This is a genomic window from Streptomyces sp. Q2 (genome assembly GCF_056820935.1).
The window spans coordinates 85559-103367 of sequence record NZ_JBXEJE010000037.1; the positions used below are offsets into that span (position 1 = coordinate 85559).

General features: G+C 69.3%; 14 protein-coding genes and 1 pseudogene. 4 read left to right on the plus strand and 11 right to left on the minus strand.

Annotation, left to right across the window (positions count from 1 at the left end; genetic code table 11):
- Positions 1–14 precede the first annotated feature (14 nt).
- A complete protein-coding gene (locus tag ACWBNA_RS34905) occupies positions 15–1031 on the plus strand; it encodes a LacI family DNA-binding transcriptional regulator (protein ID WP_482708516.1) in 1017 nt (338 codons plus the stop codon).
- Positions 1032–1083: 52 nt separating this feature from the next.
- Here the strand turns inward: ACWBNA_RS34905 and prcA are convergent, their stop codons facing one another.
- The 5 genes from prcA to arc all read right to left on the minus strand — a co-directional run bounded on the left by prcA (position 1084) and on the right by arc (position 6779).
- Positions 1084–1830: a proteasome subunit alpha gene (gene prcA / locus ACWBNA_RS34910; protein WP_482708517.1), complete on the minus strand. Its 747-nt coding sequence runs from the start codon at positions 1828–1830 to the stop codon at positions 1084–1086.
- Positions 1831–1900: 70 nt separating this feature from the next.
- Complete coding sequence (prcB, locus tag ACWBNA_RS34915) at positions 1901–2746, minus strand: proteasome subunit beta (protein ID WP_053754280.1); 846 nt, start codon at positions 2744–2746, stop codon at positions 1901–1903.
- Positions 2747–2895: 149 nt separating this feature from the next.
- On the minus strand, positions 2896–3111 hold the full coding sequence (locus ACWBNA_RS34920) for a ubiquitin-like protein Pup (RefSeq protein ID WP_030038375.1): 216 nt from the start codon (positions 3109–3111) through the stop codon (positions 2896–2898).
- A 156-nt stretch (positions 3112–3267) separates the two neighbouring features.
- Complete coding sequence (dop, locus tag ACWBNA_RS34925) at positions 3268–4779, minus strand: depupylase/deamidase Dop (protein ID WP_482708518.1); 1512 nt, start codon at positions 4777–4779, stop codon at positions 3268–3270.
- A gap of 233 nt (positions 4780–5012) precedes the next feature.
- Complete coding sequence (gene arc, locus ACWBNA_RS34930) at positions 5013–6779, minus strand: proteasome ATPase (RefSeq protein WP_482708519.1); 1767 nt, start codon at positions 6777–6779, stop codon at positions 5013–5015.
- A 243-nt stretch (positions 6780–7022) separates the two neighbouring features.
- Here arc and ACWBNA_RS34935 point away from each other — a divergent pair, with 243 nt between their 5' ends.
- On the plus strand, positions 7023–7328 hold the full coding sequence (locus tag ACWBNA_RS34935; protein WP_482708520.1) for a ferredoxin: 306 nt from the start codon (positions 7023–7025) through the stop codon (positions 7326–7328).
- Between the two features lie 59 nt (positions 7329–7387).
- On the opposite strand, the gene ACWBNA_RS34940 is transcribed toward ACWBNA_RS34935, so the two are convergent.
- The 3 genes and pseudogenes from ACWBNA_RS34940 to ACWBNA_RS34950 all read right to left on the minus strand — a co-directional run.
- Positions 7388–7966, minus strand: coding sequence for a hypothetical protein (locus ACWBNA_RS34940; RefSeq protein WP_482708521.1), 579 nt, complete (start codon positions 7964–7966; stop codon positions 7388–7390).
- Positions 7967–8226: 260 nt separating this feature from the next.
- Entirely contained in the window at positions 8227–9129 is a 903-nt protein-coding gene (locus ACWBNA_RS34945) for a tRNA (adenine-N1)-methyltransferase (protein ID WP_482708522.1), read from the minus strand.
- Positions 9130–9175: 46 nt separating this feature from the next.
- A pseudogene (locus ACWBNA_RS34950) lies at positions 9176–10454 on the minus strand (site-2 protease family protein); the annotation flags it as partial.
- A gap of 1046 nt (positions 10455–11500) precedes the next feature.
- Between ACWBNA_RS34950 and ACWBNA_RS34955 the strand changes: the two are divergent.
- Together ACWBNA_RS34955 and ACWBNA_RS34960 are read left to right on the plus strand one after the other, a co-directional pair.
- Positions 11501–12496: a RecB family exonuclease gene (locus ACWBNA_RS34955; protein ID WP_482708523.1), complete on the plus strand. Its 996-nt coding sequence runs from the start codon at positions 11501–11503 to the stop codon at positions 12494–12496.
- Between the two features lie 14 nt (positions 12497–12510).
- Positions 12511–13182: a response regulator gene (locus ACWBNA_RS34960; protein ID WP_030038367.1), complete on the plus strand. Its 672-nt coding sequence runs from the start codon at positions 12511–12513 to the stop codon at positions 13180–13182.
- A 71-nt stretch (positions 13183–13253) separates the two neighbouring features.
- On the opposite strand, the gene ACWBNA_RS34965 is transcribed toward ACWBNA_RS34960, so the two are convergent.
- The 3 genes from ACWBNA_RS34965 to ACWBNA_RS34975 all read right to left on the minus strand — a co-directional run bounded on the left by ACWBNA_RS34965 (position 13254) and on the right by ACWBNA_RS34975 (position 17618).
- Positions 13254–14834: an ABC transporter substrate-binding protein gene (locus ACWBNA_RS34965; RefSeq protein ID WP_482708524.1), complete on the minus strand. Its 1581-nt coding sequence runs from the start codon at positions 14832–14834 to the stop codon at positions 13254–13256.
- 68 nt (positions 14835–14902) lie between these two features.
- Positions 14903–16507 carry an ABC transporter substrate-binding protein gene (locus ACWBNA_RS34970; protein WP_482708525.1) on the minus strand — a complete coding sequence of 535 codons (1605 nt, stop codon included), beginning with the start codon at positions 16505–16507 and terminating at the stop codon, positions 14903–14905.
- Positions 16508–16916: 409 nt separating this feature from the next.
- Entirely contained in the window at positions 16917–17618 is a 702-nt protein-coding gene (locus tag ACWBNA_RS34975) for an HAD family hydrolase (protein ID WP_482708526.1), read from the minus strand.
- Between the last annotated feature and the right edge of the window lie 191 nt (positions 17619–17809).

Here is a 17809-nt window from a genome sequence, read left to right on the forward strand (position 1 = left end):
AGAGCAGGCAGCCGGTGGCACGAGGCAGCACCCGCCCCACGAGCCGTGACGTCGCCCAGGCCGCCGGCGTCTCGCAGGCCGCGGTCTCGCTGGTCCTCGGCGACAAGTGGCGCGGGCGGGTGTCGGAGACGACCGCCGAGCGCGTCCGGGAGGCCGCGCGGGAGCTGGGCTACCGGCCCAACCTGGCGGCCCGCAACCTGCGCCTGGGACACACCCGCACGGTCCTCCTGGTGGTCCCCGCGCTGACGACCGAGTTCTTCGCCGGCGTCTACACGGGCGCCGCCCGGGTCGCCGCCGAACACGGCTTCGGTGTGGTCCTGTACCCCTCCCCCGAGGGCGTCGGCCCCGCCCGGGACCCCTTCGCCTCCGCGCAGGCCGCCCTGGACGGCGTCATCGCCTCCTCCATGGCCGCCGACGCGCTCACCGCGATCCGCGGCGACCAGCTGCCGCTGGTGATGCTGGACAGCGACCCTTCCGGAAGCCTCGGAGCGGCCACGGTCAACCTGGACATCGTGGACGGCGTACGACAGGTCGCCGAGCACCTGCTGGGCCTCGGACACCGCCGCTTCCTGCACCTCGCGGCGGACGTGCCGTCCTGGACCTTCGAGGTACGCGCCCGGGAACTGGCCGCACGGGTCGGTGCCGTGCCCGGCACCACGGTCCGCACGGCCCGCGCGCCGATCTCCATCGAGGGCGCCGTGACCGCCGCGGAGGCCGCCCTGTCCGCCCCCGGCCCACGGCCGACCGCGCTGGTGTGCGACGACGACAAGCTCGCCGCCGGTGCCTACAAGGCGCTGCGCCGCCTCGGCCTGCGGGTGCCCGACGACGTGTCCGTCACCGGGCTCGACGACCTCGCCCTGGCCACGGCCATCGACCCGGAGCTGACGACCGTGCGGCTGGACGCGGAGCTGTTCGGCGAACGCGGGATGCGGGCCCTGCTGGCGGTCCTGGAGGGCCGTACGCCCGAGGCCGGGGACATTCCCGTCGAGCTGGTCGTCCGGGGCTCCACGGCGCCACCGCGGGCCTCCTGAAGCACCTGTGCCCCGGCCGAGGGTCGGCCGGGGCACATCAGGTCGCGGTGGACTACTTCTCGTCGGGTTCCTCGGCGCTCTCGGCCTCGGTGGTCGCTCCGCCGGTCTCCAGCAGCCGGCCGAGCTGGCCGCCGACGATGCGCTTGAACTTGCGCTTCTGGGGGCGCGTACGGTCCAGCACCGCCACCTCCAGACGCTCCGCGGGGATCTCCCGCTCACTGCCGTTGGTGTCGCGGGACAGGGCCTGGACCGCCAGCTTCAGCGCCCCGGCGAGCGACATACCGTCCTCGTGACGCTGGTCCAGGTAGTTGCTGATCGTCTCGGCGTTGCCGCCGACCGCGACCGAGCCGTGCTCGTCCACGATCGAACCGTCGTGCGGCAGCCGGTAGATCTGGTCGCCCTCGGGCGTCTCCCCGACCTCGGCGACGACCAGCTCCACCTCGTACGGCTTCTCGGCCGCGGAGGAGAAGATCGTGCCCAGGGTCTGCGCGTAGACGTTGGCCAGACCGCGGGCCGTCACGTCGTCACGGTCGTAGGTGTAACCGCGCAGGTCGGCGTACCGGACGCCGCCGATGCGGAGGTTCTCGTACTCGTTGTACTTGCCGGCGGCCGCGAAGCCGATCCGGTCGTAGATCTCGCTGAACTTGTGCAGCGCGCGGGACGGGTTCTCGCCGACGAAGACGATGCCGTCGGCGTACTGCAGCACGACCAGGCTGCGGCCACGGGCGATGCCCTTGCGGGCGTACTCCGCCCGGTCGGCCATGGCCTGCTGGGGTGAGACATAGAACGGCGTCGACACCGGTTATCCGTCCCTCTCTTCTGAGTTCCGTCGAATTCCGTGGATCACCTTGGTAGGACCGGCCCGTCGGCTACAGCAGGGCGGCGCGCGGGCCGTCGGGCTGCTCCAGGCGCCGCTCCAGGATCGAGCGGGCGATCTCGGAGGACTCGTCCTCGCCGAGCCGGCGGAAGCCGTCCTCGGTGATCACGGTGACGATCGGGTAGATCCGGCGGGCGACATCGGGACCGCCGGTCGCCGAGTCGTCGTCTGCCGCGTCGTAGAGGGCCTGCACCACGAGCATCGTGGCCTCGGCCTCGGTCAGGCCGTCGTGGAAGAACTTCTTCATGGCGCCCCGGGCGAAGATCGAGCCGGAGCCGGTGGCGGCGAAGTTGTGCTCCTCGGAGCGGCCGCCGGTGACGTCGTAGGAGAAGATGCGGCCCCTGCCCCGGTCCACGTCGTACCCGGCGAAGAGCGGGACCACGGCGAGGCCCTGCATGGCCATGCCGAGGTTGGAACGGATCATGGTCGACAGGCGGTTCGCCTTGCCCTCCAGGGAGAGCTGCGCCCCCTCGACCTTCTCGAAGTGCTCCAGCTCGAGCTGGAAGAGCTTGACCATCTCGACCGCGAGACCGGCGGTGCCGGCGATGCCGACGGCCGAGTACTCGTCGGCCGGGAAGACCTTCTCGATGTCGCGCTGGGCGATGACGTTGCCCATCGTGGCGCGCCGGTCACCGGCGAGCACGACACCGCCGGGGAACGTCACGGCCACGATCGTGGTGCCGTGCGGCGCCTCGATCACGCCCTGGGTGGGCGGGAGCTGCCGGTTGCCCGGGAGGATCTCCGGCTGGTGTTCGGACAGGAAGTCCATGAAGGAGGACGAGCCGGGCGTCAGGAAGGCAGCCGGCAGACGCCCGGTGCTACGAGGGTTGGCTTCCACGCGATTCCTTCCACGTAAGGCGGCGGCCCGACGGGAACGGCCGAGCCGATCATCAAATCTGTGCACGGACCATACCCGTGCCGACGCCGGTCATCCGTCCCGGCGACGACCTGCTGTGCGCAGGCCGACTCCGGGACGGACAACGGGCGTTACTGACCGCCCTTTTGCACGAAGGAACGCACGAAGTCCTCAGCGTTCTCCTCGAGGACGTCGTCGATCTCGTCCAGTACCGAGTCGACGTCGTCGCTCAGCTTCTCCTGGCGCTCCTTGAGGTCTTCGGATGCCTGCGCCTCGGGCGCCTCCTCGACCTCCTCGGTGTTGCGCGTCGCCTTCTGCTGTCCGCCGCCGGTGTCCTTGGTCGCCATAACCCTCACCCCGCTCGGTTCGACGTTCTTGATCAGACCCTACAAGCAGGGTCCGACATCGGCCCCGCAGTTCCCTCAACGTCCGGGGACCACCTCGATGATTCCCGGACGGCGGGGATTCCACCCTGTGGGACCGGGTCGGCCCCGAGTACCCCCTCAGTTGCCCGACAGCACCCTGACCAGGTCTTCCGCCGTCCGACAGCGGTCCAGGAGCTCCTTGACGTGATTTCGCGTTCCGCGAAGCGGTTCGAGGGTTGGAACCCGCTGGAGCGAGTCCCGGCCCGGCAGATCGAAGATCACGGAGTCCCAGGAGGCCGCGGCGACGTCGTCGGCGTACTGCTCCAGGCAGCGGCCGCGGAAGTACGCACGCGTGTCCTCCGGCGGCTTCGTACGGGCCCGCTCGACCTGGTCGTCGTTCAGCAGCCGCTTGATGCGGCCGCGGGCCGCCAGACGGTTGTAGAGGCCCTTCTCGGGGCGTACGTCGGCGTACTGGAGGTCCACCAGGTGCAGCCGGGCGGCATCCCAGTCGAGGTCGTCCCGGCGCCGGTAGCCCTCCATGAGCTCCCGCTTGGCGACCCAGTCCAGCTCGCCGGCCAGGCTCATGGGGTCGTGCTCCAGGCGGTTGAGAGTGTCCTCCCAGCGGGCCAGTACGTCCTTGGTCTGGTCGTCCGCGTCCGCGCCGTACCGCTCCTCCACGTACTTGCGCGACAGCTCGAAGTACTCCATCTGCAGCTGGACCGCGGTGAGGGTCCGGCCGCTGCGGAGCGTGACCAGACGCTTGAGCGTCGGGTCGTGGGAGACCTGGTGCAGGGTGCGGACGGGCTGGTCGACCGCCAGGTCGACGGCGATGAAGCCGTCCTCGATCATGGACAGGACGAGCGCCGTCGTGCCCAGTTTCAGGTAGGTGGAGATCTCCGAGAGGTTCGCGTCGCCGATGATCACGTGCAGGCGGCGGTACTTCTCGGCGTCGGCGTGCGGCTCGTCGCGGGTGTTGATGATCGGGCGCTTGAGGGTGGTCTCCAGGCCCACCTCGACCTCGAAGTAGTCGGCACGCTGACTGAGCTGGAAGCCGTGCTCGTGCCCGTCCTGGCCGATGCCGACGCGGCCCGCCCCGGTGACGACCTGGCGGGAGACGAAGAACGGCGTCAGGTGGCGCACGATGTCCGAGAACGGGGTTTCCCGCTTCATCAGGTAGTTCTCGTGCGTCCCGTAGGAGGCGCCCTTGTTGTCGGTGTTGTTCTTGTAGAGATGGATCGGCTGTGCGCCCGGGAGCTGGGCGGCACGCTCGGCGGCCTCGGCCATGATCCGCTCGCCGGCCTTGTCCCACAGGACGGCGTCCCAGGGGTTGGTGACCTCGGGAGAGCTGTACTCGGGGTGCGCGTGGTCGACGTAGAGCCGCGCACCGTTGGTGAGGATCACGTTGGCCAGGCCGATGTCCTCGTCGGTGAGCTGGCTGGAGTCGGCGGCCTCGCGGGCGAGGTCGAAGCCTCGCGCGTCCCGCAGCGGGTTCTCCTCCTCGAAATCCCAGCGGGCCCGGCGGGCCCGGTGCATCGCCGCCGCGTAGGCGTTGACGATCTGGGACGAGGTGAGCATGGCATTGGCGTTGGGGTGACCGGGGACGGAGATCCCGTACTCCGTCTCGATGCCCATTACTCGCCGTACGGTCATGCGGCCCTCCTTGCCCGGCGGCGCCCTCGGTCGGGGGCACCGCTCAAGTACCGCTGGCGCTCCGGTGCGTGTGCGGTGCCCGTCCCCGCACTGCGCGACTCGGCGGTACCGAAGAGCCTAGAACGCCACTGCGCTGGTGGGGAGATCATTTGCGTCATTGCCTTGCTCCAGCATCGCCCGAAAAACAGTCGGCTGCGGGTACCCGGTAAGGGCACCCGCAGCCGCCCTGTCTTTTACAGGTACTGACCGGTGTTCGCCACCGTGTCGATGGAGCGTCCGGTGTCCGCACCCTGCTTTCCGGTGATGAGCGTACGAATGTAAACGATCCGTTCGCCCTTCTTGCCGGAGATACGGGCCCAGTCGTCCGGGTTGGTGGTGTTGGGCAGGTCCTCGTTTTCCTTGAACTCGTCCACACAGGCCTGCAGGAGGTGGGAAACCCTCAGGCCCTTCTGGTTGTGCTCCAGGAAGTCCTTGATCGCCATCTTCTTGGCGCGGCCCACGATGTTCTCGATCATGGCGCCGGAATTGAAGTCCTTGAAGTACAGGACTTCCTTGTCGCCATTGGCGTAGGTGACCTCCAGGAAGCGGTTTTCCTCGGATTCCGCGTACATGTGTTCCACGGCCGTCTGGATCATGCTCTGGACCGTGCCGGCCTTGCTTCCACTGTGCTCGCCGACGTCGTCGGAGTGCAGCGGCAGACGCTCGGTGAGGTACTTGCCGAAGATGTCCTTGGCCGCCTCGGCGTCCGGACGCTCGATCTTGATCTTCACGTCCAGCCGGCCGGGTCGCAGGATGGCGGGGTCGATCATGTCCTCACGGTTGGAGGCACCGATCACGACCACGTTCTGCAGGCCCTCCACGCCGTCGATCTCGGCGAGCAGCTGCGGGACGATGGTGTTCTCCACGTCCGAGCTGACACCGGAGCCACGGGTGCGGAAGAGGGACTCCATCTCGTCGAAGAAGACGATGACGGGAGTGCCCTCGCTGGCCTTCTCACGAGCACGCTGGAAGACGAGGCGGATCTGCCGCTCGGTCTCGCCGACGTACTTGTTCAGGAGCTCGGGGCCCTTGATGTTGAGGAAGAAGCTCTTGCCCGTGGCCTGCCCGGTCACCTCGGCGACCTTCTTGGCCAGCGAGTTGGCGACGGCCTTGGCGATGAGTGTCTTGCCGCATCCGGGAGGCCCGTACAGCAGGACGCCCTTGGGCGGCCGCAGTTCGTGCTCCTTGAAGAGGTCGGGGTAGAGGTACGGAAGCTCGACCGCGTCGCGGATCGCCTCGATCTGGCCGCCCAGACCGCCGATCTGCTCGTAGCCGATGTCCGGAACCTCTTCGAGGACGAGCTCCTCGACCTCGCTCTTCGGTACGACCTCGTAGACATAGCCGGACCGGGGTTCGAGCAGCAGGGCGTCGCCGGGACGGATGACGACGTCCAGCAGTGGCTCGGCGAGCCGCACCACCCGTTCCTCGTCGGTGTGCCCCACCACGAGGGCGCGCTCGCCGTCCTCGAGGATCTCCTTGAGGGTGACGATGTCGCCGACGCTCTCGTACTCCATGGCCTCGACCACGTTGAGAGCTTCGTTGAGCATCAGTTCCTGGCCGCGCCGGAGCTCGTCGACCTCGACGCTGGGGCTGACGTTCACCCGGAGTTTGCGGCCACCGGTGAAGATGTCGGCGGTGCCGTCCTCGTTCGCCTGCAGGAAGACACCGAAGCCGGCCGGCGGCTGCGCGAGCCGGTCGACTTCCTCCTTGAGAGCCACGATCTGGTCTCGGGCCTCACGGAGAGTGTTAGCGAGTCGCTCGTTCTGAGCGGACACGCCGGCCAGATTGGTCTGCAGCTCGACGATCCGCTCTTCGAGAATCCTCGTGTGTCGCGGAGAGTCGGCGAGCTTACGTCGCAGGACGGCGATCTCCTGCTCAAGGTAGGCAATCTGCCCGACGGGGTCCTCGGACCCTCGTCCCGGGCGGATGCCGCGGTTCATGTCGTCGTCGTGGGCTGCCACGGTCCTCACCTCCTCCAAGGGGAGCTGGACGCTTCCAGACCCTACCTGGGTGGGTGTCGATTGAAACCCCTAGATCAAAAGACTGTCGGGGTGTGTCCGATCTTCACCCTTGCGCTCTCCCTCACGCCAGGGGAATACCCACCGAACATGATTGGAAAGCTGCCGGAGGTAGGGTCAAAGTGTTCAACGCCCGTCAGAGCTGGCCGGATTCCCGTCCGGCTCGACGCAGAAACGGCAGGAGAGATGACCGTGCAGCAGCAGGCCGGGGCCACCAGCGAGGATCTGGAGGTCTGGATCGACCAGGATCTGTGTACCGGCGACGGCATCTGCGCCCAGTACGCGCCCGAGGTGTTCGAGCTGGACATCGACGGCCTGGCCTACGTGAAGGGCTCCGGCGACGAGCTCCTTCAGGACAAGGGCGCCACAACGCCCGTACCGTTGCCGCTTCTCACCGATGTGGTGGACTCCGCGAAGGAATGCCCGGGCGACTGCATCCACGTCCGTCGCGTTTCGGACAAGGTCGAGGTCTTCGGTCCTGACGCCGAGTGACCTTGACACCACGCCCCGTTACCGCTGTCTGATGTGTCACACAGGCGGGTCGTCGCGGTTCAGACGTTCTGTGCACCGGCGGGTGTCGAGCGCACGAACGCACCGTGCTTCCACGCCCACTTCGCGCTGTCCTTGACGTCCGGGCAGCAACTGGGCACGTCGGCGGACGAGTAGCCGAGCAGTGTCGCGAGGACGGCTCCGTCACGGAGGGCGAAGTCGGTCACGGTGAGTCGGTCCTTGGGGTCGACCAGAGTGGCGACCACCCGGGGCTTGCCGCCGTCCGCCGCCCGGGTGAGGACGTACACGCCGTCGGGCGGGGTTCCCATCGCCGCGTCGCAGTGCACCACGACCACCGTCTCCGGCCTGCCGTCGCCGTCAAGGTCTCCGGAGGCCTTCTTCAGCACGAGTTCCTTGACCCGACCGCACTCGAGCGGGAAGTCGACACCCGTGGGATCGGGGGGCGCGGTGACGGCCGGGGCGCCCTTGGTCTCCGGGCCGGCCGCCTGGGCCGCCGTGGCCGGGTTGGGCTGAAGGACCGAGGAGAGGGCCACGACCGCGGCGACCGCCGTCGCGGTGGCGACCCAGTGGATCGGACGGGTGTGGGTGTGTGCCAGTTCCGGGACGGCGGATTGCTGCACTAGGTGGGTCTCCCGTGGGGCTGTACCGGTGGGGGTGGCCTGCATGGTGCCACACGTCACAGTGCGGGGGAACGCCGGGGTGGCAGTTCACCTGGCACCGGCCCGGCGAACCCCCGGACCGACGGGCCGGACCATGGGAGCCACGGATTCTGGCTCCGCGTCAACATGGATGCGCCGCGGCCGAGTTCCCGACGGTCTGCGGGAACTCGGCCACGGCGTTTGCGCGTTGTCGCGGCACGAGGCCGCCCTGGGGGCGTGCGCTAGCGGCCTGCGCCCGCGTCGGCGTTGGGGCCGGTGTAGTCCTCGCCGTAGGCGCCCTTTGCGGGGCGGCGGCGGCGCATGGGCGGCTCGACGCCGTCGGCGAGGCGACGGGCGGTGAGCAGGAAGCCGGTGTGGCCGATCATCCGGTGGTCCGGGCGGACGGCCAGGCCCTCGACGTGCCAGTTGCGGATCATCGACTCCCAGGCCGACGGCTCGTTGAAGCAGCCGATCTCGCGGATGGACTCGACGGTCCGGGCGAGCTGGGTGGTGGTCGCCACGTAGCAGCACAGGATGCCGCCGGGGACGAGCGCCTTGGAAACGGCCTCCAGGCACTCCCACGGGGCGAGCATGTCGAGGATGACCCGGTCGACGTCGGGGTCGCTCAGGTTGTCCTGGAGGTCACCGATGGTGAGCTGCCAGGCCGGGTGCGGGCCGCCGAAGTAGCGCTCCACGTTCTGCTGGGCGATCTCGGCGAAGTCCTCGCGGCGCTCGTACGAGTGCAGCATGCCCTGGTCGCCGATGGCGCGCAGCAGGAAGCTGCTGAGCGAGCCGGAGCCGACGCCGGCCTCGACGACGCGTGCGCCGGGGAAGATGTCGGCGAAGGCGAGGATCTGCCCCGCGTCCTTCGGGTAGACGACGGCTGCCCCGCGGGGCATGGACAGGACGTAGTCGGGGAGCAGGGGGCGCAGCGCGAGGTAGGCGACGTTCCCGGTGGTGCGGACAACGCTGCCCTCTGGAGCGCCGATCAGTTCGTCGTGCGGGAAGGAACCCTTGTGGGTGTGGAAGTTCTTCCCGGCCTCGAGCGTGAACGTGTAGTGGCGGCCCTTGGGGTCGGTCAGCTGAACCTGGTCCCCGACCTTGAAGGGCCCGCGCCTGCGGGCGGCACCGGTCGGTTCGGACATGTGACCAGCCTACCGGCGTTTGGGGGAGGCGCCGACCACCCGGTGTTCAGCTCGGGCGGGCCATCGCCTTCACGAAGGCCCGCTCCACGTCGGCCGCCGACAGGACGCCGTAGATCTCACCGGTGTCCTCGACGACCAGGTACTCGGTGGCCGGGGTGGTGCGCAGGGCGTCCAGGAGGTCCTCGCCGGCCAGCTNACAGGACGCCGTAGATCTCACCGGTGTCCTCGACGACCAGGTACTCGGTGGCCGGGGTGGTGCGCAGGGCGTCCAGGAGGTCCTCGCCGGCCAGCTCCGCGGACACGCGCATGCCCTCGGTGAGGTCCTGGGCGAGGCTGCTGACGGCGACCCAGGGGCGTCGGTGTTCCGGTACGCCTACGATGGCGGCCTCGCGGACGAGGGACATCGGGTTGCCGTCGGCGTCGACGACGACCAGGGCGCGGGCGCCGGCCGCGTTGGCGCGGCGCAGGGCCTCCGAGAGCGGGGTGTTCGTCTCCACGGGGACCGCGCGACGGGTGAGGTTGCGGGCGCGCAGGTCGGGCAGGTGCTCGCGCAGCCGCGCCATGCGCAGGCTGTTGCCGGCGCCGGTCCAGATGATCGCGGCGAGGATCGCGGCGAGCAGGGCGTCCATGACGGTGTCCATGCCGACGTTGTCCTCGGCGTTGGAGCCGAGCGCCCCGGACTGGGTGAGCAGCGGCAGGCCGATCAGGACACAGACGGCGAGGGCGCGGCCGACCCAGGCGGCGGCGATGGTGCCGCTCATCGGCTTGCCGGTGATCTTCCAGACGACCGCGCGGAGCATGCGGCCGCCGTCGAGGGGCAGGCCGGGCAGGAGGTTGAAGGCGGCGACGATGAGGTTGGAGATCATCAGGCCGGCCAGCAGCACGCCCGGGACCGTGCCGGGCTCGACGGGCAGCAGGGCGAGGTAGAAGAGGCCGGAGAGAACGAGGGACAGCAGCGGGCCGACGAAGGCCAGCCAGAACTCCCGTCCCGGGGTCTCGGCCTCCTTCTCGATCTCGGAGACCCCGCCGAAGAACTGGAGCTGGATGCGGCGGACGGGCAGCTTGAAGCGGAGGGCCGCGACCGTGTGGGCCAGTTCGTGGACGAGCACCGAGGCGTAGAAGGCGACCGCGAAGAAGAGGGAGACCAGGTAGCGGGCGGCGCCGAGCTCCGGCAGCACGCGGTCGAGCTGACCGCCGAACACCCAGGTGATCAGTGCGGCGACGAGGAACCAACTGGGCGCGACATACACCGGCACCCCGAACGGCCGCCCCATCAGCAGCCCACCGCCGGGCCCGGGTTCCCGGCGGCGCCTGGGCGGACGGCCCTTGGCGAGACCGGAGCGGGCGAGGGTGCGGTCGCCGACGGAGGTGTCGGTGCTGGGGTGGTCGCCGGGGTGGGGTGCGGGGGCGGGCGGGCGACCGCCGACGGGGGCTTCGGTGTGAGGGGGGCCCTCGGTGTGGGGCGCGGCGGCGGGGGCAGGGCCGGGGGCGCCGGCGCCCTGCCCCTGGCCTGCGGGGGCCTGGGCCTCGCTACCCTGCGTGCGCTGTCCGTGGCCTGCGGAGGCGTGGGTTTCGGAGCCGTCGGGTGCGGGAGCTCCGGCGTCACCGCTGGGCTCTGCGGGGGTCTTGGCGTCGGAACCGAGCTCTGACGGGGCCTTGGGGTCAGAGCCGAGCTCCGCCTGGGCCTCGGAGTCGGAGCCGAAGTCTGTGGCGGCCCTGGCTTTGGAGCCGAGCTCTGCCGTGGCCGGATTCTCAGGTCCCTGCGCTTCGGCACCGTGCGGTCGGGGGCCCGCCGCTTCGGGCGCGTGCGGTGCGAGCCCCGCTGCTTCGGCGCCCTGTGTGCCGGGAGTGTCGGTTCGCGGACCCGTTGCCCCGGAGGCGGGATCTTCGGGCGCTCTGCCTTCGTGACCGTTGACACCGCCGGCTTCATGGCCCTTGGCCGCGGAGCCGCCGGCTTCGTGGCTCTCGCCTTCGTGGCCCACGGCTTCGCTGCCCGTCCGGTCGTCCCCGGTGTTCTCCTCGTGGGGCGCGTCCAACCGTCGTACGACCATGGTCGGTTCGTCGGGTGGAGGGTTCTCGTCGGTGACGGTGGGGTTGGGGCGTGCGGGGTCGGGGGCCGGGGCCGCAGGTGTCGCGTGGCGCTCGGCCGACTCGTCGTTGCCGGGCCGCGGCTGCCCGCTACCGCCGCTCTCGTCCACGGTGTCCCCTCGTTCGAAGCGTCTCCCGTGCCTGCCGGACGGGAGGGTCTCGGGTCGATGGTATGCGGCCGTCGCGACGCGTCCGCCCCGGCACCCCCGCGTTTCCTCCGTCGTCGCACCGGCCATGACCGTGAATGGGTCACTGTCAGTGGCGGGCCGTATGGTCTGTCGTCATGGAGACGAGCACAGGGGGAGTCACGGCGGCCGTCGGCGGCGAGACCACAGAGGTGGAGCAGCCGGTCCCAGCCGAGCCGGTGACGGCGACAGAGGCAGAGGCAGGGGACACCGCGGCCACGACGGCCCCGGCCCGGTCCACCGCCATAGCACCGACCTCCCTGTCCCCCTCGCGTGCCAGTGACTTCATGCAGTGCCCGCTGCTGTACCGGTTCCGGGTGATCGACCGGCTGCCCGAGAAGCCGAGCGAGGCGGCGACCAGGGGCACGCTGGTGCACGCGGTGCTGGAGCGGCTCTTCGACGCCCCGGCCGCGGAGCGGACCGCGCCCCGAGCCAAGTCGCTCATCCCCGGCCAGTGGGACCGGCTCAGGGAGAGCCGCCCCGAGGTCGTCGAGCTGTTCGCGGACGATCCGGAGGGTGAGCGGCTGGCGCGCTGGCTCGGCGAGGCGGAGCGGCTGGTGGAGCGCTGGTTCTCGCTGGAGGACCCCACCCGGCTGGAGCCCGCCGAGCGCGAGCTGTTCATCGAGGCCCAGCTGGAGTCCGGGCTGAAGCTGCGCGGGATCATCGACCGGGTCGACGTGGCGCCCACCGGTGAGGTGCGGATCGTCGACTACAAGACGGGCAAGGCGCCCCGGCCCGAGTACGCCGAGGGTGCCCTGTTCCAGATGAAGTTCTACGCCCTGGTGGTGTGGCGGCTGAAGAACGTGATCCCGCGCCGGCTCCAGCTCGTCTACCTCGGCAGCGGTGACGTCGTGACGTACGACCCCGTTCTCGCCGACCTGGAGCGTGTCGAGCGCAAGCTGCACGCGCTGTGGGAGGCGATCCGGGAGGCCACGGACACCGGCGAATGGCGGCCCCGTCCCACCAAGCTGTGCGGCTGGTGCGACCACCAGGCCCACTGCCCGGAGTTCGGCGGCACTCCCCCGCCCTATCCGCTGGCGGTGAGGGCGCTGGAGTCCGGGGACGCGACGCAGGGCAGAATGGGGCCGGACTAGCGAAGGAGACTTACGTGGCCATCCGCGTCCTACTGGTCGACGACCAGCCGCTGCTGCGTACCGGCTTCCGGATGATTCTGGAGGCCGAGCAGGATCTCGCGGTCGTCGGCGAGGCCGGAGACGGCCTCCAGGCTCTGGATCAGGTGCGGGCCTTGCAGCCCGACGTGGTTCTGATGGACATCCGTATGCCCCGGATGGACGGTGTGGAGGCGACCAGGCAGATCACCGGGCCCGGGCGGGACGGCCCGGCCAAGGTGCTGGTGCTGACCACGTTCGACCTCGACGAGTACGTGGTGGAGGCGCTGCGCGCGGGAGCCAGCGGGTTCCTGCTCAAGGACGCCCCGGCCAACGAACTGGTCCAGGCGATCCGGGTGGTGGCCTCGGGCGAGGCGATGCTCGCGCCGAGCATCACGCGCCGGCTCCTCGACAAGTACGCCACGCATCTGCCGTCCGGCGAGGAACCGGTCCCGGACACGCTGCACACCCTCACCGACCGGGAGGTGGAGGTGCTGAAGCTGGTGGCACGCGGCCTGTCCAACGCGGAGATCGCCGCCGACCTCTTCGTCAGCGAGACCACCGTCAAGACGCACGTCGGTCACGTCCTCACCAAGCTGGGGCTGCGCGACCGGGTTCAGGCGGCGGTGTACGCGTACGAGAGCGGGCTGGTGCGCCCCGGCGCGCAGTAAACGGTTCTACGACGCCGAGGGCGCCCCCGCTCACCAGCAGGGGGCGCCCTCGGCGTTCGTGGGGCCCTCGCTCAGCCCTTGCTGAGCTCCCAGAACCGGAACACGGTCGAGGCGTCGAGGCAGTACTCCAGGCCGTAGACGTCGTCACGGGTGACGGCGTACTGCTTGGCCTGCCAGACGGGCAGGACCGGGAGTTCGTCGGCGACGATGTCCTGGAGCTTGCCGTAGGGGTCGTCGGTGGCGGCGCGGTCGCTCTGGGCGGCGGTCTGCGGGATGAGCGTGCCGGTGATCGCCTTGTTGGCGTAGTTGTTGCTCAGCACGTTGCCCTCGCCGAAGAAGGGGGCCGTGAAGTTGTCGGCGTCCGGGTAGTCGGGCACCCAGCCCTTGACGTAGACGCCGTACTTGCCGTCGGCGATGTCCTTCTCGTACTTGTCGAAGGCGACGGACTGCACCTCGGCGTCGAACAGGCCGCTGGCGTTGAGCTGTTCGGCGATCGCCGTCAGCTCGTCGTCGGTGGCGGGGCCGTAGCGGGACGGGGTCGACCACAGGGTCAGCTTCACCTTGCCGGTGATGCCGTCGGCCTGGAGGGCGGCGGCGGCCTTGGCCTTGGAGGGGCGGGCGCCGTAGGTGTCGAAGTAGGCCGTGTTGTGGCCGGAGATACCCGCCGGGATGATCGAGTACAGCGGGGTGGCCGTGCCCTGGTAGACGTCCTTGATGAGGGCGTCGCGGTCGAGCAGGTGGGCGATGGCCTTGCGGACGCCGAGCCGGCCGGTGACCGGGTCGTCCATGTTGAAGACCAGGTGCTGGACCTCGGCGCTGCTGCCCTCGACGATCTCCACGCCGGAGCTGTCGTCGGCCTGCTCGATGTCGGCGATGTCGCTCGCGGACAGGCCTCGGTAGGCGATGTCGACCTTGTTGGCGAGCAGTGACTTCTTCAGTGCGGACTGGTCGCCGTGGAAGAACTTCAGCGTGACGCCGGTGTTCTGCGCGTCGGCGGTGCCCTTGTAGTTCTCGTTGACCGAGAAGACGGCCTCGTCCTCGCCGAAGGAGTCCAGCTTGTACGGGCCGGAGCCGACGGCCTCGCCGTCCTCGCGCAGTCCGTCGGCGTCGTACTGGGTGTGGTCGACGATGGAGCCGGCACCCGAGGCGATCTTGCTCGGGAACGTGGCGTCGGGCGTGTTGAGGTGGAAGACCACCGTCTTCTCGTCCGGGGTGTCGACCTTCTCCAGCATGGGGAACATGATCGCGGGACCGGCGTCGTCGTTGATCTTCAGCATGCGGTCGAAGGAGAACTTGACGTCCTCGGACGTGAGCGAGTCACCGTTGCTGAACCTGAGACCGTCCTTCAGGGTGCACTCGTAGACCTGGGTCCGCGTGTCCGTGAAGGAGCACTCCTCGGCGGCCTCCGGCTGGGGTTCCGTGCCGCCCTTGGGAAAGCTCAGCAGCGACTGGAAGACGTTGTTGAACAACAGCCAGGAGCCGGGGTCGTAGCCGGAGGCCGGGTCGGTGGCCAGGACCTCGTCGGACATCCCCATCACCACGGAGGAGCCGCTGCCCCCGGAGTCGCCGGACCCCGTTCCGCAGCCGGTCAACAGGCCGGAGGCCAGCCCAGCCACGATGGGCAGGACCGGCCACGGGTTGCGCTTGTTCACTAGTAGGTGCCTTGTCGTCGATTTCGGGAACCCCGGGGCCACCCTCCCGGGCCCCGGGCACGGGAGGTTCAGCCGCTCACACCACGGCCGAGCTCCCACAGCTGAAGCGTCGAGGAGGAGTTGAGCGCGTACGCGGTCCCCGTGACGTCGTCGCGGGCGGCGACGTACTGCTTGCCCTGCCACAGCGGCAGGACGGGAACGTCGTCGGCGACGATGTCCTGAATGTCCGTCAGGCTGGCGGCCGCGGACAGCCGGTCCGCCTCGCGGCGGGACTCCGGGATCAGGGTGTTGCGGATCTCGCTGTTCACATACGGCGAGCCGATGGTGTTGTCCTTGTCCAGAAACGGCGCGAGGTAGTTGTCGGCGTCCGGGAAGTCCGGGAACCAGCCCATCCCGTAGACGTCGTACTCGCCCTTCTGCTCGGCGGAGCGGAAGGTCGACCAGGGGGCGCCCTCGATGCTGACGTCGAACAGGCCGCTGTCGTTGAGCTGCTTCTGCAGCACCTCGAACTCCTGCTTGGTGGCCGGGCCGTAGTGGTCGGTCGTGTAGTGCAGCGTCAGCTTCACCGGGGCGGTGACGTTGGCCTGGCTCAGCAGGGACTTGGCCTTGGTGACGTTCGGGTCGCCGTACTTGTTGAAGAACGCGTTGGAGTGACCCGTGATGCTGGCCGGGACCATCGAGAACAGCGGCTCGGCCTGGGAGCCGTAGACCTTGGAGACGAGTTCGCTGCGGTTGATCAGCTGGGCCATCGCCTGGCGGACCGCCTTGGACTTCACCGTCGGGGCGTTGGTGTCGAAGCCCAGGTAGCGGATCTCCAGGCCGGCCGTCTCGACGATGTCGATGTCGCCGTCCGTGGCGTTGGTGAGCTTGTTGATCTGCTCCGGCGACATGGTGCGGGTCATCACGTCGATGTCGCCCTTGTCGAGCGCGGTGCCCATGGCGTCGGCGCCCTCGAAGGAGCGCAGGCTGATCTTGTCGTTGTTCACCTTGAGCGTCCCCTTGTAGTTGGGGTTCTTGGTGAACACGGCGTCGACGAGCTCGTCGTCCTTGACCTCGGCCTGCATGGTGTACGGGCCCGAGCCGTCCACGTCGAAGCCGTCGCGCAGCTTGCCCTTCTCGTAGTCGTCGGGGTCGACGATGCCGGCGACGGGGGTCGACAGCTTGAACGGGAAGGTGGCGTCCGCGGTCTTCAGATGAAAGATGACTTCGTTGTCGCCCTGCGTTTCGATGGTGTCGATGGTGGACAGCAGGGCGAACACACCGCTGTCGGCCTTGATCGCGAGGGCGCGGTCGATCGAGAACTTCACGTCCTCGGCGGTGATCGCGTCGCCGTTGGCGAACTTGAGGCCGTCCCGGAGCTTGCAGGCGTAGCGCTCGTTGCCGGAGTCGGTGAAGCCGCAGCTCTGGGCGGCCTCGGGTACGGGTTCGCCCTCGCCCTTCGGCTGGATCATCAGGGTCTGCACGGTCTGGCGCAGGATGTTCCAGGTGCCGACGTCGTAGGCGTACGCCGGGTCGAGGGGCGCGGGGGCGTCCTTCGAGGCGGTGAACCGGTCCGTGGTGCCGACGACGATCGCACCGTCGCTGTCACTCCCGCTGCCGGACCCACCGCAGGCGGCGAGCACCGGCGCGAGCAGGCCGATCACGGCCGGCAGCACCAAAGTCTTGCGGTTCATGCTCGAGTTTCTCCAGAGCTGTCGAGTCCGTGTACCCGGCATGCAGGGGTGGCGCAGCGGATCACGGGGTAAGGGCGATGTTCTCGCTAGGAGATTAGTCCGCACCTGCAGGACTGTTCGCAGCCACCGGAGTTGAGGCCCCATCACGCAGCGAAACCGGCTGTGGACGGACCGAAAACCCGAGGGCGGAAGGATTAGTGCAGGGTTTCACGAATCGGGACACAAGGGCACGCCGCAGACCCCCGGCAGAGGTCGGAGACCATACGCCTCTCCCCCTGTCGACCCCAGCCTGAGTGGGGAACGTCACATTCCCGGCGGTCTGATCCGATACCGGAATTCGGCCATCCGCCCCGGTCGAATTACCCTCGGGGAATTACCGCGCTATCGGCACCGCACGCTGGGTGAACGCCTAGCGCATTTCCGTCATCAGGCCGCGCAGAAATGCCAGGTCCACCTGTTCGAGCGAGGTCACGACGGTGCGCCGGGCGGCCGGGGCGATGGGCGCCACGGACGGCACCGCCACCACATGGCAGCCCGCGGCCTCTGCCGACGCGACGCCGGTCGAGGTGTCCTCGACGACCGCGCATCTGGCCGGGTCCACGCCGAGTCCGGCGGCGGCGAACAGATACGGATCGGGGTGTGGCTTGGTGCGCCCCACCTCGTCACCGGCGACCGTCAGGGCGAAGTACTGGGGCCCGAGCGAGGTGAGCACCCGGTCGATGATGCGCCGGTGCGAGGCGGAGACCAGGGCCGTCGGGATCTCGTGCGCGGCGAGTTCGGCCAGCAGCCGGGTCGCCCCCGGCATCAGCGGCAGAGCACGGTCGATACGGTCCTCGAAGCCCTGGTTCAGCAGCCCGGTGAGCTCCGCGAGGGCGATGTCCGCACCGGTGGCCTCGATCAGGAACCCCGCGCTACGGGTCATGGGACCGCCGACCACGACATGGCGCCAGGAGTCGTCGAGAGCGTGGCCGAGGCCGGCGAAGACCTCGACCTCGACGTCCCACCAGAAGCCCTCGGTGTCCACCAGGGTTCCGTCCATGTCGAGGAGCACGGCCTGCAGGGCTGAGCCTTCGGCCGTACGAGTGTCTGGCGCAGGGACCGTACTGGTCATCCGGGCGCACCTCCTTGAGGGACGATCAGGCCGGTTCCCACATGGGGAACCGGCCTGCGGTGGACCGACCAGTCTACGACGTATCCGATCAGTGTGCTCGGTGAGACGCGTCTCAGCGGGCGTTGAAGTACTTGGCTTCGGGGTGGTGGATGACGATGGCGTCGGTGGACTGTTCGGGGTGGAGCTGGAAT